We start from the raw sequence: 25,969 nt of genomic DNA, 5'->3' as shown, positions 1-25,969 counted from the left end.
CCATACTTTTTGAAAGCTCTGATAACTTGCTTATTCGAACTCGATTGTAGCAGATTTTCCATGCAGAAAAAAGACAAAAAACGCCCCCTGCAACTTACAGGGAGGCGTACTCGCCGATTCGTTTGAACTTCTCGTATCTGTCCTGTACCAGTTCATCCGGGCTTAAACGGCTCAACTGTTCCAGTTGCTCGGAGATGACTGCCTTGACCGAAGCTGCCTGTGCAATCAGGTCGCGGTGCGCTCCGCCAAACGGCTCTTCGATGATCCCGTCAATCACGCCCAGTTCGAGCAGATCGGGAGCCGTAATTTTCATCGTCTCCGCTGCGCGCATGCCCAGGCTGGAATCTCTCCAGAGGATCGCAGCCGCACTCTCCGGCGCAATTACGGAGTAATAGGAATTCTCCAGCATAAAGATGCGGTTGCCTACGCTGATTGCCAGCGCGCCGCCACTGCCGCCTTCGCCGATGACGATGCAAATGATCGGCACGCGAAAAGTAGCCATCTCCCGCAGGTTGCGAGCGATCGCTTCACTCTGGCCGCGTTCTTCTGCCGCTTTTCCCGGATAAGCTCCTGACGTATTGATGAAACAGATGATCGGCCGTCCGAATTTGTCGGCCTGCTGCATGATGCGCAATGCTTTGCGGTACCCTTCCGGATGCGCCATCCCGAAGTTGCGCTTGATGTTGTCTTTCGTGTCTTTCCCTTTTTGATGGCCGATAACCGTCACCGGGCGCCCGTCAAACTTGGCGATCCCGCCCACGATGGAATGGTCGTCCCCGTACAGCCTGTCCCCGTGTACTTCCAGAAAATCGGTAAAAAGAAGTTGAATGTAGTCCAGAGTCGTTGGTCGTTCCGGGTGACGGGCCAGTTGGACGCGCTGCCATGGCGTCAGGTTGCCGTAAATTTGTTCAGAAAGCTCTTTCGCTTTTTGCTCCAGACGCTTTACTTCGTCGGAAAAATCAATGCCTTTTTCTTCCGTAAATCGGCGCAATTCCTTGATTTTGTCTTGCAACTCTACTAATGGCTTTTCAAAGGGGAGTTCGCCTGCCATACTTCCACTCCTTCCCGTGACGTGTGCATCTCTACCAGCTTGGACAGCGTTTGCCGCATGTCTTTACGGTGCACGACCATGTCGAGCTGACCGTTTTTCAGCAAAAACTCCGCTGTCTGGAAATCTTTTGGCAGCTCCTGGCGAATGGTTTGCTCGATGACGCGGCGTCCCGCAAAGCCGATCATGGCACCCGGTTCTGCGATGTTGTAGTCTCCAAGCGAAGAAAAGCTCGCCGACACGCCGCCGTATGTAGGATTCGTCATGACCGAAATGAACAGCAAACGCTCGCGGTCAAGTCTGGACAAGGCTGCGCTCGTTTTTGCCATTTGCATCAGGCTCAGTACGCCTTCCTGCATGCGCGCCCCGCCGGATGCGGAGAACAGGATGAAAGGCAGTCGCCGTTCGATCGCTTGCTCAATTGCACGCGTAATTTTTTCCCCGACAACCGAGCCCATGCTGGCCATGCGGAAGCGGGAATCCATGACGCCGATCACGATACGGTTGCCGCCCAGAAGTCCCTCGCCGGTGATGATCGCTTCGTTCAGATTGGTGTTGGCCATGTCCTGCTCCAGCTTTTCCAGATAGCCTGGAAACCCGAGCGGATTGGCGGTAATCAGATTCGCGTCAAACTCCTCCGTCAAAACCCCGTCATCCAAAATGGATTGCAACCGCTCCGGCGCGGACATGGAGTAATGGTACTGGCAGCCCTTGCATACGCGCAAATTTTTTTCCAAATCCTTCGAGTAGTGGATCGTCCCACAGTGTGGGCATTTATTCATCAATCCCTCAGGGACTTCCTTCTCCTTCGTACCCGCTTCCTTGCCAACGTTGGTGGAAGCAGGGACACGTGCCAGTGTTTCAGAAGGGACCGTGGCAAATTTGCGCTTTTTCCCAAAAAGATCTTTTAGCACAGGTACACCCTACCTTTCTCATCAGTGAAGGATCGAGCCGAGTACATCCCGGACCTCATTCAGTTCGCCTTCCGGCACGAGAATCTCGTATTGCTTCGAGACCTTCGCCTCGCGAACCTTGACCAAAAACCCTTCATCTGTCAAACGTTGCTGTATCCGTTCTGCTATTTTAGCGCTAGGAGCGATGTAGATGACCGTCCACATGCTGGCTTCCTCCTTCATCGTCCAATACAGGTCTGCATCATCATATCACAGCGCCTGCGCCCCTCGCAAATAGGAGAAAAATCTAAAGTTTGCTGTTCTCCAGATGGTGCCTCATTCTCTCAACCGCGACATTGACATCGCCTGCGCGGATTGCCTCCATGATTCCGCGGTGCTCTTCCAGCGCCATGCGCGCCCTGCCTTCCCGCGACAGAGATTCCGTCCGCACGCTGTTGCTGTACTCTACCAACGGCGTCCAGATGCGGTGCAGGATGGAATTGCGGCTGGAACGGCAGATCACGCGATGAAACTGATAGTCTTCCTCTGTCGGAACCTCGCCTCTATCAACCCTCTCTTGGGCAATGGCGAGAATCCGTTCCATCTCTTCAAAATGCTTCTCGGTTGCCCGTCTACAGGCGAGGCGAACAGCGTCGATCTCCAGCATTTTGCGCATTTCGATCAAGTCCTTCTTGGTTTTTGTATCCCGTAGGATAAAAAAGCCAAGAATATCGATCAGACGGTTGTGCCGATAATGCCTGAGGAAGGTGCCTTCCCCCCGGCGCGTCTCGATGAGACCGAGCAGTTCCAGGGCGCGGAGAGCTTCGCGCACAGAGGATCGTCCTGCTCCCAACTTCTCGGAGAGCTCTCTCTCTGACGGGAGCTTGTCACCAGGCCGCAAGTTTTGCTCCTGAATGATTTCGTGAAGTTGCAGGAGAATGCCTTCGTAAACCTTTCGATCTTGAGTGGAGTCGAGCACAATGACCCTCCTTAATTGCTGCTACTGGTGAAGTGAAGCACCCTCCACATATTCACGTCCGATACAGGTGCTCGTGGAGGGTGTTTGACTGCACTTCCCTTACACTTTTTGGTAGGAAATAGCTGCCAGATTGGCTGTTTTTTCTTTTACTTCTTCCGGATCAACGGTGATGCGGGCTACGCCGCTTTCCATCGCCGCTTTGGCTACGGCTGCTGCCACGTTTGGAGCAACACGCGGATCGAACGGAGCAGGGATTACTTTTTCAGCAGAGAGTTCTTCCGGCGAGATCAGGTCCGCAATGGCATAGACGGCTGCCAGCTTCATCTCTTCGTTGATCTCGGTCGCGCGCGTATCCAGCGCCCCGCGGAAAATGCCCGGGAAGGCGAGGACGTTGTTCACCTGGTTCGGGAAATCGGAACGGCCTGTACCGACAACCGCTGCACCCGCTGCTTTTGCCTCTTCCGGCATGATCTCCGGAGTCGGGTTCGCCATGGCGAAGATGATCGGATCGCGGTTCATGGAGCGGACCATTTCCGGAGTGACGGCACCTGCGACAGACACGCCGATAAATACGTCTGCCCCTTTCATCGCATCTGCCAGATCACCTTGCAGCTTGCTGCGGTTGGTGATTTTCGCCATTTCTTCTTTTACCGGGTTCATTCCGTAGGTGCGGCCTTCGTACACGATGCCTTTTGTATCGACCATGATGACTTCTTTTACGCCCATGGAAATCAAAAGTTTCATGATTGCGATACCTGCCGCACCCGCACCGTTCGCTACCACGCGGATGTCCTCCAGCTTTTTGCCCACCACGCGCAGGGCGTTAATCAGACCTGCTGCCGTCACGATGGCCGTACCGTGCTGGTCGTCGTGGAAGATCGGGATGTTCGTCTCGCGCTTCAGACGCTCTTCCACCTCGAAGCATGCAGGAGCTGCGATGTCTTCGAGGTTCACGCCGCCAAAGGTCGGCTCAAGCAGCTTCACTGTCTCCACGATTTTGTCCACGTCGGTTGTGTTCAGGCAGATCGGGAACGCATCCACGCCTGCGAACGATTTGAACAGTACCGCTTTCCCTTCCATAACCGGCATGGCGGCTTCCGGGCCGATGTTGCCAAGGCCGAGCACGGCTGTGCCGTCGCTCACGACCGCAACGAGGTTGCCTTTCATCGTGTAATCGTAAACTTTGGACTTGTCGTCGAAAATGTCTTTGCAAGGTTCAGCTACGCCAGGAGAATAAGCCAAGCTCAGGTCGTGCGCATTGCGAACAGGAACCTTTGTCACCGCCTCCAGCTTCCCTTTATTTTTTCGATGAAGTTCCAGTGCTTCCTCTCTCAGATTAGACATCTTAACCCACTCCATTTCACGATAATCTTTCTATGATTGCTTGTACAGCCTCTTTCATGCTTAAAAGCCCTAAGTGGTCTGACCACTTATTGAGTTATGAGTTCACTATATAGCAAAAACTATTATCCTGTAAACCTGCCGAAAACGGCGAAAAAGGGAGGACATTCCTCATCCTCCCCTGTTTATTGGCAATTCTTTCGGAATTACGCTGTCACGTCCCACAATTTCTCGCGCTTGCTCCAAAAATGACTCGTCCACCTCTACCCGAATGTCGTCGGGAAGGCGAATTGTCTGTCTTTTTCCTTCGTAAAACAAAATCACAGGAATCGTTCCTTTTTTTTCGACAAACAGCCGTTGCAGGCGCGTAAGTGTCGAATCGTGCTCCTGCCGGGCCGTTATTTTGACAAACAGAACCGTTTCTGTCGTCGGTGCAGGCAGTGTCTCGGCATCCCAAAAACGCGAAGCGATCAGCTTCACCGTATCCTCCTGATGGTCTACCCGCGCTTCGACCACGACGATGCGCTCCTTGCCCAGAAGCGGTCCGTACTTGGCAAACACCTGCGGAAACACGACCAGCTCGACAGGCATCGTCTTGTCCTCCAGCGTAAGGAACGCCATCGGGTCGCCTTTTTTCGTCTGGATGCGCTTTTCCTCGGTAATCATGCCGAACACCTTGACCGTTTTGTCGCGGGCTACCTCGCCGAGAGCGGAGATGGCCGTCACTTCCGGGCGGGCAGCCACATGGGCGTACTGGTCGAGCGGATGCCCCGAGATGTAGACGCCGATCAGCTCGCGCTCTTCTTTCAACTGCTGGGCGCGTGAAAGCGGCGGCACCTCCGGGTATTCCGCAGGGTCCCGTGGCGGGGCAGACTGCTCCTCTCCGGCAAACAGGTTGAGCTGGTTGGCGTCCCGCTCCACACGTTTTGCGTTGGCCTTGCCCACGGCTTCATCAAGCAAAAGCAGCAACTGGCTGCGATGGCCAGGCAGCGAATCGAGCGCGCCGCACAGTGTCAACGACTCGACCACCCGTCTGTTCACGAGCCGCGCATCCACTCTGGCGCAAAAATCGAATACGTCCCGATACGGCCGGACAGCGCGCTCCTTGACGATGGACTCGATCGCGCCGTAGCCGACGTTTTTCACGGCAGCAAGCCCAAAACGGATGGCATCGTCTTCTACCGTAAAGTACGCGGCGCTCTTGTTGACGTCCGGGCCAAGCACGCGCAGGCCGAGACGGCGCGCTTCCTCCGTGTACTCGGCGATCCTCGTCTGCGAGCCGATGGACAGCGACAAAAGCGCTGCCATGAAAGCGAGCGGATAGGTCGCTTTCAAGTACGCCATCTGGTAGGCGATGATCGCGTAGGCGACGGAGTGGGCCTTGTTGAAGCCGTAATCGGCGAAGCGCACGATCAGGTCGTACACCTGGTTGCCCAGTTCTTCCCCGTAGCCTTGGCGGACGCAGCCTTCCACAAATTTTTCCCGCTGCTCGGCCAATAGCTCGCGTTTTTTCTTGCCGACTGCCCGGCGCAAAATATCGGCCTCGCCCAGGCTGAAGCCAGCGAGCGTGGACGAAATCTGCATGATCTGCTCCTGGTAGATCATAAAGCCGTGCGTCTCGCGCAAAATCGGTTCCAGAACCGGATGGGCGTACCGGACTTTGCTCTGGCCGTGCTTGGCCGCAATGTACTGCGGAATGATCTCCATCGGCCCTGGACGGTACAGGGCGAGCACGGCGATGATGTCATCCAGGCTGGTCGGCTTCAGGTCGCGAAGCACCTGGCGCATCCCGCCCGACTCCAGCTGAAACACGCCTGTCGTCTCGCCGCGCGACAGCATGCGGAACGTTTTCGTATCGTCTGTCGGAATGGTTTCCAGATCAAGCTCAATCCCTTGCTCCGCGAGGTGGCGGAGTGTCTCCTGAATGATCGTCAGGTTGCGCAGCCCGAGAAAATCCATTTTCAGCAGGCCCACTTCCTCCAAAATCTCCATCGGATACTGGGTGAGCGCCAGCCCTTCGCTGCCGGTTTGCAGCGGCACGTAGCTGGTCAGCGGCTCCCGCGAGATGACGACTCCCGCCGCATGGGTGGAAGCGTGGCGGGGCAAGCCTTCCACGCCTTTTGCGGTCGCGATCAGAAGTTCGGCTTGCTTGTTTTCGGCACACAGCTTGCCGATCTCCGGATTGAGCTGCATGGCGCGGTCAATCGTCATCCCCGGCGATTGCGGAATCATTTTGGCCACGCGGTCGACGAGCCCAAGCGACAGCCCGAGCGCCCGGCCGACGTCGCGCACTGCCGCGCGAGCCGCCATCGTCCCGAACGTGATAATCTGGGCGACGCGGTCGTGACCGTACTTTTTCGCCACGTAACGGATCACTTCATCGCGCCGCTCCACGGAAAAGTCAATATCAATGTCCGGCATCGTCACCCGCTCGGGATTGAGAAACCGTTCAAAGAGCAGGTTGAAGCGGAGCGGATCGACGTTTGTAATTTTCAGCGCGTAGGCGACAAGGCTGCCCGCAGCAGAGCCCCGGCCCGGCCCGGTCGGAATGCCGTGCTGGTGGGCGTAGCGCATGAAGTCCCACACGATCAGGAAATAGTCGGTGAAGCCCGTTCCGGTAATGATCGACAGCTCGTGGTCGAGCCGTTCCCGGATTTGCGGCGTCATTTCCCCGTAGCGCTCGCGGCAGCCTTGCTCGCAGAGCGAACGCAAATATTGCGCCGAATCTTGTCCGGCAGGCAGGGGAAATTTCGGCAAAATGTGCGCGCCAAACGACAGCTCCACACTGCATCTGTCTGCGATCCTGGCCGTATTTTCCAGCGCCTCGGGCACGTAGGCGAAGGCTGCTGCCATCTCCTCGCCGCTTTTCAAATAGTATTGGTCCGTTTCATAGCGAAAACGGTTTTCCTCATCGATCGTTTTGCCTTCCTTGATCGCGAGCAGGATGTCGTGCTGGCGATGCTCGTTTTGCATCACGTAGTGCACGTTGTTCGTCGCAACGAGCGGAATGCCTGTCTCCTGGCTGAGCTTGACCAGACGGGCATTGAGCCTGCGCTCGCTCTCCAGACCGTGGTCGGCCAGCTCCAAAAAGTAATTCGCTTCGCCGAACACGCGCCGATGCCACAGGGCCGCTTCCCGCGCCGCCTGCGCTTCGCCCGCGAGCAAAAGCTGCGCGACTTCGCCGTGCTGACAGCCGCTTAGCGCTATCAGCCCTGCGGCGTGACGGGCGAGCACTTCTTTGTTCACGCGCGGGATGATGTAGTTTCCTTCCGTATTGGCGACTGTCGCCAGCTTGAGCAGGTTGCGGTAGCCCGTTTCGTTTTCGGCCAGTACGATCAAATGGTGCGGGGCAGGCGCATTGCGCACGCGATCCTGCAAGTTGCCTTCGATCACGTACAGCTCCATCCCGATGATCGGCTTGATCTGCGCTTCCCGGCAAGCTTTATAAAAAGGGACAGCCCCGTACAGGTTGGCGTGATCGGTAATCGCCAGCGCGCGCATGCCCAGCTCCTGCGCACGCGCCACCAGGGCCTCGATCCTCGCCGCTCCGTCCAGCAGGCTGTACTCTGTATGAACGTGCAAATGGACAAAGGAGGTCATCTGCTTCCTTCCTCTCCTGTTTTCCGATTCGATTCGTTTTCGTCGCTTTCTCTATCATTATACCGAAAGTAAGGGGAATGCGGGGAAACAAGAACAAATGTTCTTTTTGGAATTTGACCTTTCTTGCTTTGATTTGGTAGGATAATACCAGATTTGTTCGAAAGGATGAAGCCATCTATGTGGTCGGCCTTTTATTTGACCGGCGTTCTCGCTTCACTCGTGGCCAGCGTCTATTTCAGCATCCACGCGCGCAGACGCGGCATCCACCCGCTGGAATCGCGGATGACGCTTGGCAAGATGAATATTGCCCTCGGCATTCTCGTATCGCTGTTCGGCCTCAACCAGTTTACGTTTGATACGCTCGATACGATCCGCATCGTGGTCGCCATCGTCATGCTGATCGTCGGCGCGATCAACCTGTTTTTGGGAACCCGCAACTTTTTGCACTATCGCAGCGCCTGGCGGGCAGAATTGAAAAAAGGCATTTGAGCGCTAAAAAAGCATGGGAACAAACGGCTTGTTCGGCATGCTTTTTTTTGCGGGAAAAGAAAAAGCAGGTGTAAAAGAGCGGCTCTTTCAACCTGCTGGAAATCGCTTTCCTGAATTGCCAATGGTTTGCCATGGCTAAACACAATCTGTTCTCGTTATAATCAGCTTGTGTGACATTCTATTGTTTCAGACAACCTGAGCGAAGTGCCGACGGTTGTCCTTTTTTATGCCCTTTTTGCATGGAAATGGTTTCCGGTTAACGCAAATCTTCTGCCTTGGCCCACATTTCCTCGGGGTTCAGCTCGTAGATGCCGTCTTCCCGATACATGTAGTGGTTCATGACAAATTCCCGGCGAATCGTCGCGTAATCTTCGTGGAACTGGCGGATGTAGTCGTTGATCTCCTGCTCCTTGTATTTGCGACCGTGCTTCAATCCCCGGACCATGTATTCGAACACGATCAGCTTTTTCTTGCGCTGGGACGGGATTTGCTTCAGCTTGCCATCCGGCGTGAAGAAGCTTTTGATTACGTGCAAATGTTCTGCTGCCATTTGGGCCCTCCTCTGATCGTTGTTTTCCTCCGCTTGGGCAAACAGCCCTTCTTCGCTGCCGACCTTCGCCCGTTCGAGCACGTTCAATATGGCTTGGCTCTGCCGCTTCATGTTGGCTTCGTGCAGGTAAAAGTAAATCGTATTTTTGTCCCGCCGCTCGTAAACGATCCCTGCCTCCCGCAGCTTCGCCATATGATGCGTAATCGTGGGCGGCGTTACGCCGAGCTTGCCAGCCAACGCCTGCCCGTGCAAAGGTCCGTTCGCCAAAATCGCAAGAATACGCACCCGCGTCGGATCGCCCAACGCTTTGTAAAAGGTGACGAGTTTATCCAGTTGCATGAGGATGTTCCTTTCTTTTTAGGGTGGATATACGTATCTAATTAGATTGATTTCTAATTAGATGATAGTGCAATTTGTTTGGTTTTGTCAATGTGGGGTGATGTTCTTTGGGTTCCTCTCAGAGGCTGTTGTGGTAGGCCGGCTTTTCACGGCAAAAAAGCGCTCTATCGGGCTGCAGTGGTGGAGGAAAAAGAAGAAACCACTCAGGATGCATGTTCAGAGTGGACGCTTAAAAGCGTGTTTCCCTTTTTCCATTACGCCTTGGAAGGGGTCCCAAAGATCCTTCGTTTGTTTCTTCTTTTTCCTCTCAGGGGCGGTTGGTTTTCGTGAAGCTTTTTCCAGACGTGAAAAGTGCTCAGTACAGTTCAGTAGCAGTAGTCGAGAAAACGAAGTTAGTTTGTCTACGCCAGAACTTTTAACTGCCAAAAGCTCCTTACCTATCCGTGTGGCTGCTACAAAGTTTTACCGCCGGCCACACAGAGAAGAATATTTCCGGACGCCGCGACTCGCGAAGTCCCACCCTGCGGAGCGGACAGTCCCCGCTTCCCTGCAGGACGTAGACCGGGCCCCGCTGAACGCGAGCGATAGCTTGTGTTCAGTGGGTGGAGACTGGAGCCTAGCCCGGAAATATTCTTCTCTCCCCCGACGGCCCCGATTAAAAAACATAAAAAGGACAGCCCCTCATGAAAAGAGACTGCCCCAAATAACTGTACAGCTACCAGCTATAACCGATCACCGATCAACAATCTGCGCCGTAATCATCGCCTGCCCAACAAGCTGCTCGCCGTGGTAAACCGAAACATCCACCTTCCCGAAGCGACGGCTAATATCCAGCAGCCGCGGCTGCACCCGAATGCTACTCTCCATCTGCACCGGCTTCAAAAAGTAAACCGTAATATTTTCCGGTACCATATCCCCCCGACGATGCTGACGCAACAAATTGCAAGCCGCTTCCACCATCACCGTCGTCATGATACCGCTCGCAATCGTCCCCAGATGATTCGTCATCTGCGGGGTGACGTCACCCACATAGACCAGCTCGTCAGCCTGACGCTCTTCGCGGAAATGAGACATAATCAGGTTGGGGAATGTTTCGCTCATTTGCGGCTGCTTCGCCGTAAACTGGAGCGCCTTCAACACGTCGTTGCGGCTCAGCACCCCCACCAGCTTGCGATGATTGTCCACGACCGGCAACAGCTCGATCCCTTCCCACACCATCATGTGCGCCGAAGAGGCGACAGACACGCGCGGAGAAGTCGTGATCGGATTTTTCGTCATCACCTTGTCAATCGTCGCCGTCTGGTCGTGGCCGATAATATCCTTCGAAGTCACAATCCCGATGAGCCGCATTTGCTCATCGACGACCGGAAAGCGCGTGTCCTGGTAAAGCTCCGTGTACTGATGCCATTTGGCGACCGTATCGCTCGGCAAAAGCACCGGCGTCTCTGCCAGCGGCTTCAGCACATCCTCCACCATGACGATTTCTTTTTTAATCAAGCGATCGTAAATCGCCCGGTTAATCATCGAGGCAACCGTAAACGAATCGTAGCTGGACGAAATAATCGGCAAAGCCAGCCGATCCGCTAGCTGCTTGACTTCCTCGCTCGTATCGAAGCCGCCTGTAATCAGTACGGCTGCGCCCTGCTGCAAGGCAATTTTGTGCGCCTGATAGCGGTTCCCGACGATCAGCAGGCTGCCCGCATCAATGTAGCGCATCATCGCTTCCAGCTGCATCGCGCCGATCACGAATTTGTTCAAAGTCTTGTGCAGCCCTTCCCGTCCGCCCAGCACATGGCCGTCGACGATGTTGACCACCTCGGCAAACGTCAGCCGCTCTATGTTTTCCTTTTGCTTCTTCTCGATTCTCACTGTGCCGACACGTTCGATGGTGCTTACGTATCCTTGTGTTTCCGCTTCCTTGATTGCGCGGTAGGCCGTACCTTCACTCACATCCAGGTCTTTGGCGATCTGCCGCACAGAAATCTTTGAACCGATCGGAAGGCGATCAATATGCTGCAAGATTTGTTCATGCTTCGTTGCCATATTGCAACTCCCCCTCCCTGGTCTTCATCCGTTCCAATGTACGCACGCTCCTTCGACCAATATACCCGAAGGCGCGGCAAAAAAAAAGGGTAGCTTTTTTCAAGCTACCGTTCAGAAAGTATATCATTAAGGGGGTTTTCATCGTGCTTTTATCATACCCAAGGAATATTACAGGATTATTACAAGGCGGTTACAGTTTCTTTTCAGTTTTCCTATCCCAGCCAGCCTGCCAAAAGCCCCTGGACAAGCCCGATGATCCCGCCTAACACAAATCCAAGTATCGTAATCATGCGAAACTCTTTTCCCGAGATGCCTACGACCATTTCTTCGATTCTTTCAATCGGGAAGCTCTCAACCTGTCTCGTCACAATATCGCGGATCGCCAGGCGGGAAAAAATGCGTTCCACGTTTTGCTGCAGCGATTCTACCATCCATTTTGCCAGGCGTGGGATCAGATTCACTTGCACCGTCTCCTGAATGGGCGCGGTCAGGCGCGACAGCGGCTCATCGACCAGCCGCAGGCTCTGTTCCTCGATTTTGGCAAAAAGCGCCCGCGACCAGCCGTCGATCTGCTCGCGGCCAAGCCAGGCCACCAGCTCCCCGACGTTTTTGTCCAGCAGCCGCTCCGCTTCCTTGCGCAAAAACTGCTGCAAGCGTCCGGCGAGCTCCGGGCTTTGCAAAAGGTCGTCGAGTGCCGGGAGAATTTTGCCGATGATTTTGTCGTCGCCGAGAAACATGCCGACCAGCCCGCCAAACATGCCCCCGCCGCCACCGAGCATGCTCCTGACCATGCCTTGCAAGGTCTGCTGCCCTTCCGGCGAGTGCAGATAGCCGCGCAAACGGTCCATGAGCAGTTGGCTGACCGTTGCAAACGCGGCATCCAGGCGTTCTTGTCCGGCATGCGGGAGCAGTTCGCGCAGCTTTGTTTCTTCATATTGACGAAGCAGTTGTTGGACAAAAGCTTCCCATTTCTCCTGCACCGGAGCGCGCACGCCCTCCTTCCAGCCCCCGTCCTCCGTGAACAGATCGGGAACAACGGCAAGCAAAGCCTGACGCAAGGTACGCTCGTCCGCCATCCAGTTCATCGCCAGATTGTTCATCCAGCCTGCCAGCGTGTTCTCCAGGTTGCCCTGGACGAGCGCGCGCCTGACGCCCTCTGTCGTCAGCAAATGCTCTTCCACCAACCTGCCCATTTGTATCGCGATGTCATCCCGCCTTCTCGGGATCAAACCAGGGGTAAACGGCACCTTCCAACGGCCGATATACCAAGGTTTGAGCGGGCGGAAAAGCATGCGGATGGCCAGTTCATTCGTAACGCCGCCAATGACAGAACCGACGGCAATATTCACTAATACTATCCACGAATTCATAATTCCTTACAACCTTTCTTCTGTGCATGGCACCAATCGATTTGGCTGCTCATACCATAGACTAACTTTATGCCTGATGGGAAGGGGATAGCCATGTCTTACGTTCCAACCATCGTCGTCGGATACGAGCCAAAGACGGAAGTAGACCTTTACCTGCCCCAGGCGCAGATGCGCAAATGGAATCTTTCTTCACCCACAGCTACTGTCCAATTCGGAAACAAAACGGTTCGCGCCCGCATCAGCGGCATAGATCGCAGCGGCCAGACACTCATCCGTCCCTCCGTAGCCGGGTCGCTTCTCCTGCCTACAGGTGTTCCTCTGCTGCTCCGCTACGACGCGGACCAACAAACGCTTGTTTTCGGGCCGTATGTAGGGATTCTCGTATCCTCTTACCATGCCCAGTTTACGCAATCCCCGTTTGGACCGCTGTCTCCTTTTTTCAACGAGGTAGCCGATATTTGCCGCAAACGCGGAGGAATCATCTGCGCATTCCGGCTTCAGGATGTCAACTGGGATGCCGGCATCGTGCGCGGTCTTGTTCGGCGAGGAGGAGTATGGCGCCAAAAAGTGCTGCCGCTGCCCCAATGTATCTACAACCGCCTCGTCTCCCGCCAGCGGGAGCGCAGCGAGCAGATGGCGAATTGGCTGCGGCGCTGCAAGGAAGCCAACATTCCCTTCTTCAACGAACGTTTTCTGAACAAGTGGCACGTGCATTCCGCTCTGCAAAATCAGGCAGGCGCCGCGGAGCATCTTCCGGCCATGGTTCGCTTTTCGGGCATGGAAGACTTGCGGATGATGCTGTCTACGTATCGCACTGTTTATGCAAAACCGGCGAATGGAAGCATGGGGCGAGGGATTATCCGGCTGCGCCGAACGCAGGAGGGGTACCATCTCGCCCGCCCAGGCGGGTTTGGCAAAACGTTTTCCAGCATAACCGGCTTGCACCAGTATTTGCACAAACAGACAAAAGGCAAACCTTATTTGCTGCAGCAAGGTTTACCGTTGATCGGCTTGCACGGCCGTCCGACTGATTTTCGCGTGCTGGTGCAAAAAAATCGCGCAGGCGAGTGGGCCGTCACGTCCATGGTTGCCCGTTTGGGATTGAATCGCATCGTTTCGAATATATCCAGAGGCGGCCAGATGATGACGCCCCTCCAGGCTCTGCGTGTATGTGGACCTTGGGCCAGTTCCGTTCGCCCTTCTCCAGCCAGGTTAAGGGAAGTGGCCCTGAAGCTGTCCGTCCTGCTTGAAGAAGCACTGCCCGGCCATTACGCAGAATTCGGCGTCGATCTCGGCGTGGATGTCCGCGGACAGGTGTGGCTTTTGGAGGTGAACAGCAAGCCTTCCAAAACGACCAATACCATTCCTTTGCCTGAAGGTGTGGAAGTCCCGCCCCGCCGCGCCCGTCCTTCCGTCGTACGCTTGCTGGAATACTCATCGTACCTCAGTGGCTTTCCCCGGACAGCCAGAGCGAAACCAAGGGCGACAGCAGGAAGATCCAAAAGCAAGAAATACAGGCGAAGGTGACCCACATGAGAGCAGGTGCGAGAAGTCTTGGCATCATGACCCGTTGCCAAGGCTCCCATTTTGTAGACAAAGGGTATTACAAAAAGCTGACGCTGTACGGACGCAAGCGCGGCATTCGCGTCTTTGTGTTCTCGCCGCGTCAGGTTGACTTTTCCTCACGAACGGTCAAAGGCTTCGAATACCGCAACGGATCCTGGCAAGCAGATGTGTTCCCGCTCCCCGCCCTGATCTATGACCGGTGTTTCGTAGGCCCGTCTTACCGCCACTATAAACCATTTGTGGAAAAGTTGCAAAACGATCGCCACATTACCTTTTTGGGGCACGGCCTGTCCGGGAAGTGGCAAGTTCACCAAATGCTGTCCAAGTCGCCGCTCCTGTCTTCCTTTTTGCCGCCGACCGAAATTCTTTCGTTTCCCACTTTTCACGACATGCTGCAAAAGTACGGAGCTGTCGTCATCAAGCCCATGGCGGGAACGCACGGAATCGGTGTCGTGCGCATCAGGGAGACGAAGAGCGGCTATGAGGCGACCGGACGGAACCGGGAAAATCGGCCGTTTCGCAAACAGATACGGGATACCGCCGGGCTGAAAACGTTTGTCGCCTCGTTCACCTCCGGGCGCAAATTCCTTGTACAGCCCTATCTCAAGCTGCATACTCCGGATGGCACCCCTTTTGACGTCAGGGTGCTCGTGCAAAAAAATGGGCAAGGTGACTGGGAGACGACAGGCAAGGCTGTTCGCCTTGGCGACAGGCGAAGCATCACCTCCAACCTGCACGGGGGAGGCAAGGCAGAGCCGCTCTCCGCGTTTTTGGCCCGGCATTTCAGACCTGCCGCCAAGTTGCGAATCGAGCAGACGGTCAACCAGGTCGCACAGGAATTGCCGCGCTTTTTGGAGGAATGCCACGGCAGACTTGTCGAGCTGGGAATCGACGTCGGCATCGACACGGCAGGAAATGTCTGGATTATCGAGGTCAACAGCAGGCCAGGACGGACTGTTTTTCGCTTGATTGACGACCCGGTCGCCAAGCACCACTCCATAACCCAGCCCGTTCGATACGCCCACTATCTCATGAAAGAGCGCGTAGGAGGTTACTAAGCATGGAAACGTTCAGAATGCGGCTTCGCTTCCTTTCCAATCCCCATGTCAGCGGGATCATCCTGCCGGCTCATCTCTTCACCAAGCTGCAGCTACGCCATCGCCAAAAAATTACAGTCATGCTGGGCAAAAAGGAAGTCGTCGCAACCGTACTGCAAGACAAGCGAAATCCTGATTCCAATATTATCAAAGTGACCACACTGCTTCAGTCCGAGCTGGGCATCCCGCACGGCGGTTTGATCCAGCTCAAGAAGGAAGATTCGGCGCTCCGAATCGGTCCGGCGATCGGCATCGTCACCACAGGCATTCGCAAGGACCCGCGGCAGCCGATTGGCCAGCGCACTTCTTTTTTCTACAAGCTGCTGCAGGCACAGGAAGGCAAAGGCGTCTTTTACTTTATTTTCTCCCCGCACGACGTGGACTGGAGCACCAATACGGTCAACGCCTGGTTTTTGCGCAAGAGCAAGGCAGGCGGCTACTTCTGGAAAAAAATCGTCACCGCCATGCCGGATGTCGTCTACGACCGGATTCCTTCCCGCTCGGCAGAAAAGCACGAAGCAGTGCGGGAATTCAAATACAGGCTCGCCAGCTATCCGAACTTGCCGATGTTCAACCAGGGCTTTTTCAACAAGTGGGGAGTCCACCAGCTTCTCTATCCGAATCCGGAGGTCAACGAGCACATCCCGGAAACGTACACGTCCCCAACGCTTGTGACTGTGCGGAATCTGCTGCGCAAATACCCGATTGTTTATTTGAAGCCGAAAAACGGCAGCCTTGGCTACGGCATCGTGAAAGTCACCAAACAGCCAGGCGGCGGCTATACCGCCTCGTATCACAACGGCAGCGGCAACGTGAAGCGGCAGTTTTCCAAGCTGTCCAGCCTGTACCAGCACGTGTTCCGCAGCCGAAGGGTAAGCAACTACCTGGCGCAGCAAGGCATCCCGCTCAAAACGTTCCACGGACGCCCGTTTGATTTCCGCGTTCATTTGCACAAAAACCAGCAAAACGAATGGGTAGTGTCCTGCACGGCCGCCAAAGTAGCCGGCTCCGGCAGTGTGACAACGCACGTCCGCACGGGCGGTACCGTCATTCCCGGAGACGAACTGCTCCTCCAGCTGTACGGAAGGCAAAAAGCGCTGATGGCTGAGCGAATCAGCGAGGCCTCCATCCGCATTGCCAAAGCAATCGAGCAGGCAAAAGGCATCGACCTTGGCGAATTGGGACTGGACATGGGCATCGACATCCACGGCCACGTCTGGATGTTCGAGGCAAACTCCAAGCCAGGCCGCTCCATCTTCAAGCACGCCCGGCTCAAGCAGGCCGATCAGGAGTCCCGCAAGCTTCTCGTCGACTACAGTTGTTATTTGGCCAATTTCTAGGCGAAAGACAGACAGCACCATTTTTCAGGAAGGAGGAACACCCATGCTTCAGCAGCGCTCCGGGTGGCTGACCATCCTCCCCAGCGGCAAATGGTTCATCCAGCTACCACGGCAAGCTCTCGGCAAACGGTCGCCAAAGAAACTGTTCGCAAGCCTTGGTCCGTTTTCGCATCACAAAAGAGTGTATGCGGGCTTGCCCACGATGCAGCCAGGGCGGTTTCGAACGCGGATTAACTGGAAAATGATGAACGACTCGCTAAAGCTTGGCCCTCTGATTGGCATCCTGACCGTTGGCGAGGGCGCAGCGTTTTTGGGAAATCGCGAGAACTTCAAGGACATCTCGCAATCCGGCAGGCGTTGGGGGGCACTTGTGTACGTCTTCACGCCCCAGGGCATCAACTGGGAGAAAAAGAAGGTTCGCGGCTATTTGTACAATCAGAAGCAAAATCTGTGGCAGGAAGTCGTTCTTCCCTTCCCGCACGTCGTCTACAACCGCATCCCTACCCGCAGGGCCGAGCAGCGTCCCGAAGTCAAAAGAACGTTGGCCCGCATCCACGAAATGCCCAACGTCACCTTGTTCAATCGCTGCTTTTTTGACAAGCAAGAGCTTTTTTCCATGCTGAAAAAGTACCCCGAGGTGCAAATGTATTTGCCGGAGACGAAAAAGCTCGATACGCTCGCCCGCTTCAAATGCTTTTGCACCGAGCATCGCTTCGTCTACCTCAAGCCGGTGCGCGGCAAAGCCGGAGAAGGGATCATGCGGGTCGAATACAAAAACAATGGCTGGCGGCTTCAACGGCTCAAGGAACAAAAGGCCGTCACGCGGCGCTTTTCCAATCTGGACGATCTGTGGAAGCACGTGAAAAGCCACATCCGGCAGCAGCAGTACATCATGCAGCAGGGGATACGCAGGGCGCGCTTCAACGGCAAGCCTTTTGACGTGCGGGTACTCGTGCAGAAAAACGGCCGCGGCGAATGGAGCGTAACCGGCGTCGGCATCAGGCGCTCCGGCTCGCAAAGCATTACCACGCACGTCCCGCGCGGCGGTTCCATCCACTCCCTGTCTTCTGTTCTCCAGACTTTGTTCAAGGCTGATCCGGAAAGGATGGAACAAAAGATTCACCAGGCAGCGCTTGCCATCGCCAGAACCTTGAACGTGGAGATCGAAGACCTGGCCGAAATGTCGATGGATCTCGGCCTTACGGAAGACGGCAGTCTGTGGTTCTTTGAAGCGAACGCCAAGCCGGAGAAGTTCGATGAGCCTTCGATCAGGCGCTTGTCTTTGTCCAATCTCATCCACTACGCCCAGTACGTGTCCAGACTGCAAAACGGGCGTGAAGCTGCAGCAGGGTAATATCCATGAAAAAATCGTTGAAATACGTGATCTTGCCTCCGCAGGCATTAGCTGAATCTTTGGCCACTTTGGTGAGGTTTGCCCGTCAGGAAGGAGATCGGCGCATCACCAGACACGCGATTGACTGGTTTTCGCGTCTGACCCCTGAGCTGCTTTCCAAAAAAGATTCCAGTGTCGCTCTGGCCATGAACGGGAAACGCGTCGTTGGCTTGTTCGCCGTTTCTCGTTGTGGACTGGGTCAGTCCTTCCTGGTTGTAGATAAACGCTACCGCAACCGGGGAATCGGCAAAGCGCTGACGACCCTCATCTGTCAGCGCCTGCCCAAACTGTACGTGCGCGTAGCTCTCGATAATGAGGCAAGTCTTGCCCTTTTTCGAACCATGGGCTTCGAGCCTGTCAAAGCGAGTATCGGGCCAACGGGAAAACCTACGCTCTGGCTCGCTTTCGGCCATTGGAATCCCGCCGATTTGCAGGAACATGTCGGATAATGTCCGGCATGTTTTTTTGCCATATTCCCGCCGCTTTCTTTACTAATGCGAATTCTCTGGCTTCATCCAAACCGTGCATGAGTTACCCTTCCTTGGTAAAAATACTCTGCAGGAGGTGGTCTTACCCATGACCAATACAAACAACAACAACAACAGCAACAACCAAATGCAATCCCAACCACAATTCCTTGGAGCGATGACCCCTGCCAGCGCAATGCTTCAGCCAGGCTTCGCCGGAACAAACGTTCAGGAGGTGCAGTACTGGAACCATGGCGGACATGCCCAATCCGTCGGGACTCCTACATACGGCATGACTTCCGGCGGCGGAATGAGCGGCGCCCAATCGATCTTCTCGCCGGGCTTTGCAGGCACCAACGCCCAGGAAGTGCGCCAGCAAAACCATAGCTATCAGACTGCGCAGCAGCAAGGCTACGGCCAGCAACAAGCGTATGGCCAACAGCAGCAACAGCAAGCGTATATGCCAAACCAGGCGTTCAACGCGATCATGCATCAATCCAGCGGTTATGCACAGCAGCAGCCTTCCTCCAATCAAGGCTACGGAGTGGGCATAGGCTCGATCTTCTCTCCTGGCTTCGCGGGCACAAACGCGCAGGAAGTGCGTCAGCAAAATCAGCCTGGCTCCGGGGGCTATCAAGGTTTTGCAGGCCAAATGCAGCCGTATGCGCAAGCCACTTATCCGCCAGCGCTGACAGGCAGCATTTTCTCTCCTGGCTTTGCCCATACAAACGTCCAGGAAGTGCGCCAGCATAACCAAAACAGCGGCTTCGGCTCTTCGCTCCCGCAAGGCGGCTACGGCATCCCGGCGCAATATGGCCAGCAGCAACAACAGGTTCAGCAATATCAACAACCGCTCGGCCAGGGTGTCAACTCGATCTTTTCACCTGGCTTTGCGGGCACAAACGTTCAGGAAGTACGCCAACTGAACACACCAGGCCAGACAACTCCGCACACTGGCTCCATCTTCCCTGGCAGCTACTGACAAGTCGCCGGGCAACGGCTTCGCCATGCCTTTTGACTTGGCTGCAGGCAAAAAAAGCGTGACCATCTGCTGACGGTCACGCTTTTTCACTTGCAGACAACTGACGCTGTTCCTCGATCGCGGCAAACAAGGCATGCAGCTCGGCCAGACTCGACTCGTCCACTGTAAAAGTGAAGCCGTCGAACACGTAGGCATCCTGTTCGACTCCTGGACAAGACCAGCCGGAGCCGGCAGCGGCAAACTGGGCAGCGACACACGCCTCTGTCTGCTCCAGCTGCCCGCGTACGGCTACATGTCGTTCCAGCTCGGTCCGAAATTTTTCCATCACGAGTGCAAGCCGCTCATCCTGCCGGGCCAGCCGATAGAGAGCCAGCTCGATTTGCAGCCAGCACGTCACGTAAAAATGAAATTCCAAAAACAACGTTGTCAGCGCTGCTCGCAGCGGTCGGTCATCCCCGCTGGCCTGCATCTGCTCCCAGCAAGCGTACGCCTCCCGCTTTTTTTCCTGGATCAGGTCGTAGTGGCTGACAGCCCCGCGGTAAAACTTGCGAACCACATTGTACAGCATCTCAGGCGTGCGAGACGGAAGACCTCTGTATCTGTTTGGCACATCGCGCATGTATCGTTCCCCTCTTTCCAAACGACCTTCGTCTTCCTATTGTACAACATTCGCGTTCCCGCGCCGGGCTTCCTTGCTGTCTTTCTACTCTTTGCCGTTTTTCCAGTAATCGTAGGCGTGAATGGCATGGCCCATGAACGAAGTGTACGGATCCAGCGCTTTTGTCACCTGTTGCAGTTGCCGATGCATCTCGCCCATTCCTTCCTCGTAAAACGTAATTTCGTCTCCTTCATGGCTCTCCTTCGTCTCGACGGCAACGACAATCTTTTTTCCGATGCTCTGCGCGTATTTCACCTGACTTTCTACCAGGCCGACGATGCGATCCGCCCGATCGCGAAAAGCCATTAGCGTCGTATGATCCAACTGCTCGATCATCCAGTGGGAAAACGGTATGTCCGGCTTGCCCGGCACAGGCGTACGGTCCAGCCAGGCGGCGAGATCGACGCTCGCTTCCAGCTGTCCGTCCTGCTTCGTCGCTTCGACAAATGCCTGGATGTTTGCCATCCACTGGCGCAATACGCTGTCTTTATTCTTGCGCCAGACCGGCATCACATACGGCTCAATATCGAGATGGATGCCCTGAAACTGTTCGCCTGTCTCCACCGCCTGATTGTACGCCTTCACCCAGTTGACGAGCTTCATGATTTTCCCTCTGCTCTCTGCCAGTGCCCAGACCGGATGGCCGCCCATGGCGTGCACCTCGATGCCTGCCGCTCTCGCCTCGCGGACAAAATCGCGGTAATAGGCGTAGGGCTGCTCCAGGTCCAGACGAACGTAGAGCAAATTGACGCTGTTTTTTTTCGCAAAGGCGAGAATTTCCTTCTTTTCCGTGCCGATCAGCTCAGCCCGCCAAATATAGGTGCCTTTGTAGCGCTCTTTTTTGACCGGATCCACGGGGGCAGCCTCCTTCCAATAGCGGTAGTCATGGATCGCGATACCGGAAAAGGACGGGTGGTCGCCCAATTTTTCGGACAAAAGCGCAAGCTGACGGTTCATCTCCTCTGCGCCTTCCTCGGCAAAGGAAGCGTGGTCATCGCTGAGCTTTTTTATGTTGACGGCAATCATGACCCGCGTTTTTAGCTTGTCCGCTTCCTTCAGTTCCTCTTCCACCAGCGCGAGGATGCCGTTTTTCCCGGACAGCGTATCGCGATAGGCCATGATGCACACCGTATCAAACTGCTCGATCATCCATTGTGACACCGATACAGACTGCTCGCCCGGAACGGGAATATCATCGAGCCAAAAGGCGAGTGCCACGCTTGCCACAAGCCCGGGCTGTTTTTTCACTTCGCTCGTAAACGCCTGCACATTGGCTTGCCACTCCCGGATCAGCCGCTCGCGATCCGTCTCCCAGAACGGCAGCAGGTATGGCTGGATGTCCAGCTGAATGCCGCGGATGCGTTCGTCTTCGGCCGCTTCGAGGTTGTAGTTTTTTACCCACTTGACGATGTTCATCAGCCGCTTCTCGTTGCTTTTAAGCGCCCAGGCAGGATGACCGGCCACGGCGTGAACCTCCACGCCCATTGCATTCGCTTCGCGGATAAAGGCGCGGTAGTAGTCAAACGGCTTGTTCATTTCGATTCGCAAGTAAATCAGGTTGATCCCGTTGTTTTTGCAAAATTCAAGAATTTCCTGTTTTTCATCTCCGACGATTTCGGATTGCCATATCCACGTGGCTTTACTCTTTTTTTCCGCCGGGGAAAAGCCGAACAGAAAGCCGAGCGTCAGACAGAGAACACTAAGGTAGATAGGCGCGGCTTTCATTGAACTAGCTACTCCTCTCGTTGGCTTCTATGCTGCGTTTCCAGCTTTCGTAGTCGTGAATGGCGCTGCCTGCGAACGCCGGGTTGCCGGACAGTTCCTCTTCCAAAATGGCCAGCTGGTTCTTCATCTCCGCCGGACCGTCAGCGAAAAAGCTCACATGCGCCCCTTCCGCCGATTCCATCATGTTGACCCCGACGATCACCGAGCCTTTTTTTTGCGAGTTGGCGTCGGCTACGATCTTTTTCACAATCTCGACAATGCCGTTGTCCCCCCTGGCGCGGTTGCGGTACGCCATCAGCGTGATGCTGTCGAGGCGCTGCACCATCCAGCTGCTGACTTTTTCCGGGCTGTCCGGGACGGGGACGGAATCAATCCAGAACGGCAAGTCTGCGCCTACCGCCAGATCGGTGTCCTTCTTCGTCTCGGCGACGAGGTACGCGACATTTTTCAGCCATTGGCGAACGACTTCCTGCTGCGACTCCTTCCAGGCGGGCAGCAAGTACGGCTCAATGTCGACGTGGATGCCCGCAAAGCGCTCGTTCGCTCTCACGCTCCTGTTGTACGCCTTCACCCAGGAGATCAGTTCGTCGATGCTTTGGCGATTCTTCGTCAGCGCCCAGTTCGGATCACCGCCGAGCGCCTCCACCTGGATGCTGGCCTGTCCCGCTTTGCGGATGAACGTCCGGTACGCCTCTGGCGACACAGCAGTCGGCTCTACGTGGAGGTAGATCAGGTTGACGCCGTTTTTTTCGGCAAACGCGATCATTTCGTCCGTCTGCGTCTCGATCTGTTTCGCGTCCCAGATCCAGGTGGCTGTCGTCAGGGCAGAACGGGAATGGTTCGAGAGCACGAGCATGAAGAGAGAGGCTGCTGCCAAAAGCGCAATCCCGGCCCACAGCGGCCCGTATTTTCGCAGCACCCGCATCAGTTTCGGCCGTAATCCTGTCCGTCTCTCGTCGCAGCCACCTCAGCTTGTCCCCTGTCTGAGTACGTGCTCCCGTCAAACGAGGAAAACGGCGGAACTCGCGTGTAATCCTCGACGACCATGTCTTTTACGTGCGCATGCGGCCCCACCTGGCAGCCTTCCCCGATCTGCGTTGTGCCAAGCAAAAACGTCCCTGGGTACAGCACCGTATCGCGCCCGATCGTCACAGTCGAATCGATATACGTAGCGGCCGGGTCGATCATGGTCACACCGCTTCTCATGTGGCGCTCGTTGATGCGCTTGCGCATGAGCCGCTCCAGATGGGCGAGCTGCACGCGGTCGTTTACGCCTGAGCCTTCCTCCGGGTCTTCGGTAACGTGCGCAGCCACCCGCTCTCCCTGCTCCTGCAAAAGCGCCAGGACGTCCGGCAAGTAATACTCGCCCTGCGCGTTTTGATTGGAAACGTTGGGAAGGGTCGCAAACAGCTTTCGATTATCGAAGCAAAAGATGCCCGTGCTGATTTCGTTCACCTTTTTTTGTCCAAGGGTCGCATCCTTTTCCTCGACGATTTTGCGGACATCGCCGTTCTCGTCGCGAATGATTCTTCCGTAGCCGGTCGGGTCTTCCACGATGGAAGTCAAAACCGTCGCTGCCGCCTGCTTCGACTGGTGGTAGTCGAGCAGCCGCCGCAGCGTTTCGCTTTGCACGAGCGGCGTGTCGCCATTGAGCACTAGCGTTACGCCGTCTTGCCCTGCGAGGATGTCTTTGCTCATCCATACGGCGTGTGCCGTGCCGAGCTGCTCCTTCTGCTGTGCGTATTGCACGCGGCTTCCCAGCTGCTGCTTCACGGCCTCGGCCCCGTGACCGACAACGACAACCAGGTTATGCAGAGACAAAGGCTCCAGTGCCCCGACGACATGCTCGATCATCGGCTTGCCGCACAGCGGATGCATGACTTTGTACAAGGTAGAGTTCATTCTCGTTCCTTTTCCGGCTGCGAGAACGACTGCGTGTATGTTCATCCTGTCGCCTCCACTCCGGCCAGTCTGCTTGCCGCAAACTGGCCTTGCTGGATTTGCTGTTCAAAGTATGGCTTCAATTCATCTGTCAACGTGTGGATCATCATGTTCAAATCTACGTCTTTCCTCTGCACGCCCAGTTGATAGGCCTGGAGCATGATCTTTAGCAAAATCTCCTGGTTCAACTCCCGCTTCGAGGTACTCATTTGCTCGTTCCTCCCCGTGATCCCGTATTGTGGTTCATAGCAAAGGACGAATCCGCTTACTCTACCGTTACACTTTTTGCCAGGTTGCGCGGGCGGTCGACATCGTTGCCCAGAGCGACAGACGTATAATAGCGATGAGTTGCAGCGGAATGACGCCGAGCACCGGGGTAAACAGCGCGTCTGTCTTCGGAATCAGGCAGACGTCATCCACCGAGCGATGCAGGTCGATGTGCTCATCGTGGGTGATGCCGAGCACGTTGGCCCCGCGCGCCTTCACTTCGGTAATATTGCTAATCATTTTTTCGTGCAAAGCGTCCTGCGTGGACAGGGCAATCACCCTTGTCCCTTCCTCGACCAGCGCCAGCGTGCCGTGCTTCAGCTCGCCTGCGGCATACGCCTCCGAATGAATGTAGGAAATTTCCTTGAGCTTGAGCGAGCCTTCCATGGAGACGGCGTAGTCGATCCCCCGGCCGATGAAAAACAGCTGGCGCTCGTCCTTGATCGTTTCGGCAAACTGGCGAAGCTGGCTGGCATGCGCGAGAATCTCCTCCACCTGTCCAGGCAATTGCTGCAAGCTCTGAATCAGCGAAGCAATCTCGGCTTGGGCAAGTGTCTCTTTTTCCTGTGCCAGATACATGCCCCACAAGTAGAAAGCAATAAGCTGCGAGGTGTACGCTTTCGTAGAGGCAACGGCGATTTCCGGTCCGGCATTGGTCGTGATGACCTCATCCGCCTCGCGGGCAATCGAGCTGCCGACGACGTTGGTAATGGCGAGCACGACAGAGCCGTTGCGCTTCGCTTCCCGCATCGCCGCGAGCGTATCTGCCGTCTCACCGGACTGGCTGACGGCAATCGTCAATGTGTTTGGCCCAAACAGCGGGCGGCGGTAACGAAACTCGGAAGCTACGTCGACCTCGACCGGGATGCGCGCAAGACTTTCGATGACATGCTTGCCGATCAGGCCCGCATGGTAAGCTGTGCCGCAGGCGACGATGTAAATTTTCTCGATGCTGCGAATCGTATCGGTCGACAAGTGCAGATCGGGAAAAACAATCTTCTGTCCGGCTTCGTCGATCCGGCCTGTCATCGTGTTGCGGAGGGCGCGCGGCTGCTCGTGGATTTCTTTTTCCATATAATGCGCGTAGCCGTCTTTTTCCGCCTGCTCCTTGTCCCATTCAATCCGGACGAGATCGCGCTGTACCGGCTCGTCTGTCCCCAGACTCATGACCTGCACCGAATCTCTGGTCAGGACAGCCAGGTCGCCGTCCTCCAGCACATAGACGTCGCGGGTGTGCTCCAGAATGGCAGGAATATCAGAGCCGATAAAGTTCTCGTTTTTGCCAACCCCGATAATCAACGGACTTGCCACGCGGACTGCGATCAGCTTGTCCGGCTCATACTCCGACATGACGCCAAGGGCAAAGGCGCCGCGAATTTTGCCAGCCACCTTGCGCACCGCAGCGAGCAGGTCGCCGTCGTATTCGCGGGACAAAAGGTGGACGATCACCTCTGTATCGGTCTCCGAGCTGAACACGTAGCCTTGCTCGATCAGCTCCTGCTTGATCTCCAGGTAGTTTTCGATAATGCCGTTGTGCACGATGGAAAATTTTTGCGTCTGGTCCACGTGAGGGTGAGAGTTCTCATCCGACGGCCGTCCGTGTGTCGCCCAGCGCGTATGGCCGATGCCGATGGAGCCGGAAAGCCCGGACTGTTCGGTCTTCTCCACGAGGACGTCGATTCTGCCTTTTGCCTTGCGCACCGCGATTGACTCGCCGTCGCAGACCGCGATGCCAGCCGAGTCGTAGCCTCTGTATTCCAGCTTTCGCAGGCCGTTAATCAAAATGGGTTGTGCCTGTCTATACCCGATGTATCCCATAATTCCGCACATGTTTGTCCTTCCTCCTTCGGTCGTGGTTGTTTGCGCGTTGCGCTCGCCCGC

The 25,969-nt window shown here is 55.6% G+C and carries 21 protein-coding genes and 1 pseudogene; 7 read left to right on the top strand and 15 right to left on the bottom strand.

Translation table 11 applies throughout. The features are described 5' to 3' along the window. Positions 1 to 94 precede the first annotated feature (94 nt). From accA to EDM57_RS10850, 6 genes are all read right to left on the bottom strand, one after another. Positions 95 to 1,051: an acetyl-CoA carboxylase carboxyl transferase subunit alpha gene (gene accA, locus EDM57_RS10875; RefSeq protein ID WP_122904788.1), complete on the bottom strand. Its 957-nt coding sequence runs from the start codon at positions 1,049 to 1,051 to the stop codon at positions 95 to 97. Beyond that, a complete protein-coding gene (accD, locus tag EDM57_RS10870) occupies positions 1,018 to 1,962 on the bottom strand; it encodes an acetyl-CoA carboxylase, carboxyltransferase subunit beta (protein WP_122904787.1) in 945 nt (314 codons plus the stop codon). Before accD ends, accA begins: the two co-directional genes overlap by 34 nt. Before the next feature lie 21 nt (positions 1,963 to 1,983). Then, the gene (locus tag EDM57_RS10865; RefSeq protein WP_005831394.1) at positions 1,984 to 2,166 is read right to left on the bottom strand and encodes a hypothetical protein; all 183 of its coding nucleotides are present in this window, start codon (positions 2,164 to 2,166) and stop codon (positions 1,984 to 1,986) included. An 82-nt stretch (positions 2,167 to 2,248) separates the two neighbouring features. Beyond that, positions 2,249 to 2,920: a FadR/GntR family transcriptional regulator gene (locus EDM57_RS10860; RefSeq protein WP_122904786.1), complete on the bottom strand. Its 672-nt coding sequence runs from the start codon at positions 2,918 to 2,920 to the stop codon at positions 2,249 to 2,251. Between the two features lie 99 nt (positions 2,921 to 3,019). Then, positions 3,020 to 4,264: an NADP-dependent malic enzyme gene (ystJ, locus tag EDM57_RS10855; protein ID WP_122904785.1), complete on the bottom strand. Its 1,245-nt coding sequence runs from the start codon at positions 4,262 to 4,264 to the stop codon at positions 3,020 to 3,022. Between the two features lie 168 nt (positions 4,265 to 4,432). Beyond that, positions 4,433 to 7,861 carry a DNA polymerase III subunit alpha gene (locus EDM57_RS10850; RefSeq protein WP_122904784.1) on the bottom strand — a complete coding sequence of 1,143 codons (3,429 nt, stop codon included), beginning with the start codon at positions 7,859 to 7,861 and terminating at the stop codon, positions 4,433 to 4,435. A 177-nt stretch (positions 7,862 to 8,038) separates the two neighbouring features. On the opposite strand from EDM57_RS10850, the gene EDM57_RS10845 reads away from it, so the two are divergent. Next, entirely contained in the window at positions 8,039 to 8,350 is a 312-nt protein-coding gene (locus tag EDM57_RS10845; protein ID WP_122904783.1) for a YtpI family protein, read from the top strand. 256 nt (positions 8,351 to 8,606) lie between these two features. On the opposite strand, the gene EDM57_RS10840 is transcribed toward EDM57_RS10845, so the two are convergent. The 3 genes from EDM57_RS10840 to EDM57_RS10830 form a co-directional block, all read right to left on the bottom strand. Continuing rightward, positions 8,607 to 9,239, bottom strand: a complete 633-nt coding sequence (locus EDM57_RS10840; protein ID WP_122904782.1) for a DUF2087 domain-containing protein — start codon at positions 9,237 to 9,239, stop codon at positions 8,607 to 8,609. 732 nt (positions 9,240 to 9,971) lie between these two features. Then, complete coding sequence (locus tag EDM57_RS10835; protein ID WP_122904781.1) at positions 9,972 to 11,282, bottom strand: DRTGG domain-containing protein; 1,311 nt, start codon at positions 11,280 to 11,282, stop codon at positions 9,972 to 9,974. 212 nt (positions 11,283 to 11,494) lie between these two features. Beyond that, on the bottom strand, positions 11,495 to 12,652 hold the full coding sequence (locus EDM57_RS10830; protein ID WP_122904780.1) for a DUF445 domain-containing protein: 1,158 nt from the start codon (positions 12,650 to 12,652) through the stop codon (positions 11,495 to 11,497). A gap of 93 nt (positions 12,653 to 12,745) precedes the next feature. Here EDM57_RS10830 and EDM57_RS10825 point away from each other — a divergent pair, with 93 nt between their 5' ends. The 6 genes from EDM57_RS10825 (at position 12,746) to EDM57_RS10800 (ending at position 19,497) form a co-directional block, all read left to right on the top strand. Beyond that, positions 12,746 to 14,179 (top strand): YheC/YheD family endospore coat-associated protein, encoded by a 1,434-nt coding sequence (locus EDM57_RS10825; protein WP_122904779.1) that lies wholly within the window; start codon positions 12,746 to 12,748, stop codon positions 14,177 to 14,179. Between the two features lie 5 nt (positions 14,180 to 14,184). Continuing rightward, a complete protein-coding gene (locus EDM57_RS10820; protein ID WP_122904778.1) occupies positions 14,185 to 15,276 on the top strand; it encodes a YheC/YheD family endospore coat-associated protein in 1,092 nt (363 codons plus the stop codon). 2 nt (positions 15,277 to 15,278) lie between these two features. After that, positions 15,279 to 16,655: a YheC/YheD family endospore coat-associated protein gene (locus EDM57_RS10815; RefSeq protein WP_122904777.1), complete on the top strand. Its 1,377-nt coding sequence runs from the start codon at positions 15,279 to 15,281 to the stop codon at positions 16,653 to 16,655. A 43-nt stretch (positions 16,656 to 16,698) separates the two neighbouring features. Next, positions 16,699 to 18,009, top strand: coding sequence for a YheC/YheD family endospore coat-associated protein (locus tag EDM57_RS10810; protein WP_122904776.1), 1,311 nt, complete (start codon positions 16,699 to 16,701; stop codon positions 18,007 to 18,009). A gap of 5 nt (positions 18,010 to 18,014) precedes the next feature. Continuing rightward, positions 18,015 to 18,497 (top strand): GNAT family N-acetyltransferase, encoded by a 483-nt coding sequence (locus EDM57_RS10805; protein ID WP_122904775.1) that lies wholly within the window; start codon positions 18,015 to 18,017, stop codon positions 18,495 to 18,497. A gap of 127 nt (positions 18,498 to 18,624) precedes the next feature. Further along, positions 18,625 to 19,497, top strand: coding sequence for a hypothetical protein (locus tag EDM57_RS10800; protein ID WP_122904774.1), 873 nt, complete (start codon positions 18,625 to 18,627; stop codon positions 19,495 to 19,497). A 76-nt stretch (positions 19,498 to 19,573) separates the two neighbouring features. Here EDM57_RS10800 and EDM57_RS10795 read toward each other — a convergent pair whose 3' ends face one another. From EDM57_RS10795 to glmS, 6 genes and pseudogenes are all read right to left on the bottom strand, one after another. Continuing rightward, entirely contained in the window at positions 19,574 to 20,116 is a 543-nt protein-coding gene (locus EDM57_RS10795) for a hypothetical protein (RefSeq protein WP_122904773.1), read from the bottom strand. Between the two features lie 84 nt (positions 20,117 to 20,200). Next, on the bottom strand, positions 20,201 to 21,880 hold the full coding sequence (locus tag EDM57_RS10790) for a hypothetical protein (RefSeq protein ID WP_122904772.1): 1,680 nt from the start codon (positions 21,878 to 21,880) through the stop codon (positions 20,201 to 20,203). Positions 21,881 to 21,884: 4 nt separating this feature from the next. Continuing rightward, positions 21,885 to 22,805, bottom strand: a complete 921-nt coding sequence (locus EDM57_RS10785; protein ID WP_122904771.1) for a hypothetical protein — start codon at positions 22,803 to 22,805, stop codon at positions 21,885 to 21,887. Beyond that, entirely contained in the window at positions 22,805 to 23,827 is a 1,023-nt protein-coding gene (gene glmU / locus EDM57_RS10780; protein WP_122904770.1) for a bifunctional UDP-N-acetylglucosamine diphosphorylase/glucosamine-1-phosphate N-acetyltransferase GlmU, read from the bottom strand. The genes EDM57_RS10785 and glmU overlap by 1 nt, the downstream gene beginning before the upstream one ends. Next, the gene (locus tag EDM57_RS10775) at positions 23,824 to 24,030 is read right to left on the bottom strand and encodes a hypothetical protein (protein WP_122904769.1); all 207 of its coding nucleotides are present in this window, start codon (positions 24,028 to 24,030) and stop codon (positions 23,824 to 23,826) included. The genes glmU and EDM57_RS10775 overlap by 4 nt, the downstream gene beginning before the upstream one ends. A gap of 56 nt (positions 24,031 to 24,086) precedes the next feature. Then, a pseudogene (gene glmS / locus EDM57_RS10770) lies at positions 24,087 to 25,918 on the bottom strand (glutamine--fructose-6-phosphate transaminase (isomerizing)). Positions 25,919 to 25,969: the final 51 nt, after the last annotated feature.

Source organism: Brevibacillus gelatini (genome assembly GCF_003710935.1).
Taxonomy (GTDB): Bacteria; Bacillota; Bacilli; order Brevibacillales; family Brevibacillaceae; genus Brevibacillus; species Brevibacillus gelatini.
This window is presented reverse-complemented; position numbering and strand designations above follow the sequence as displayed.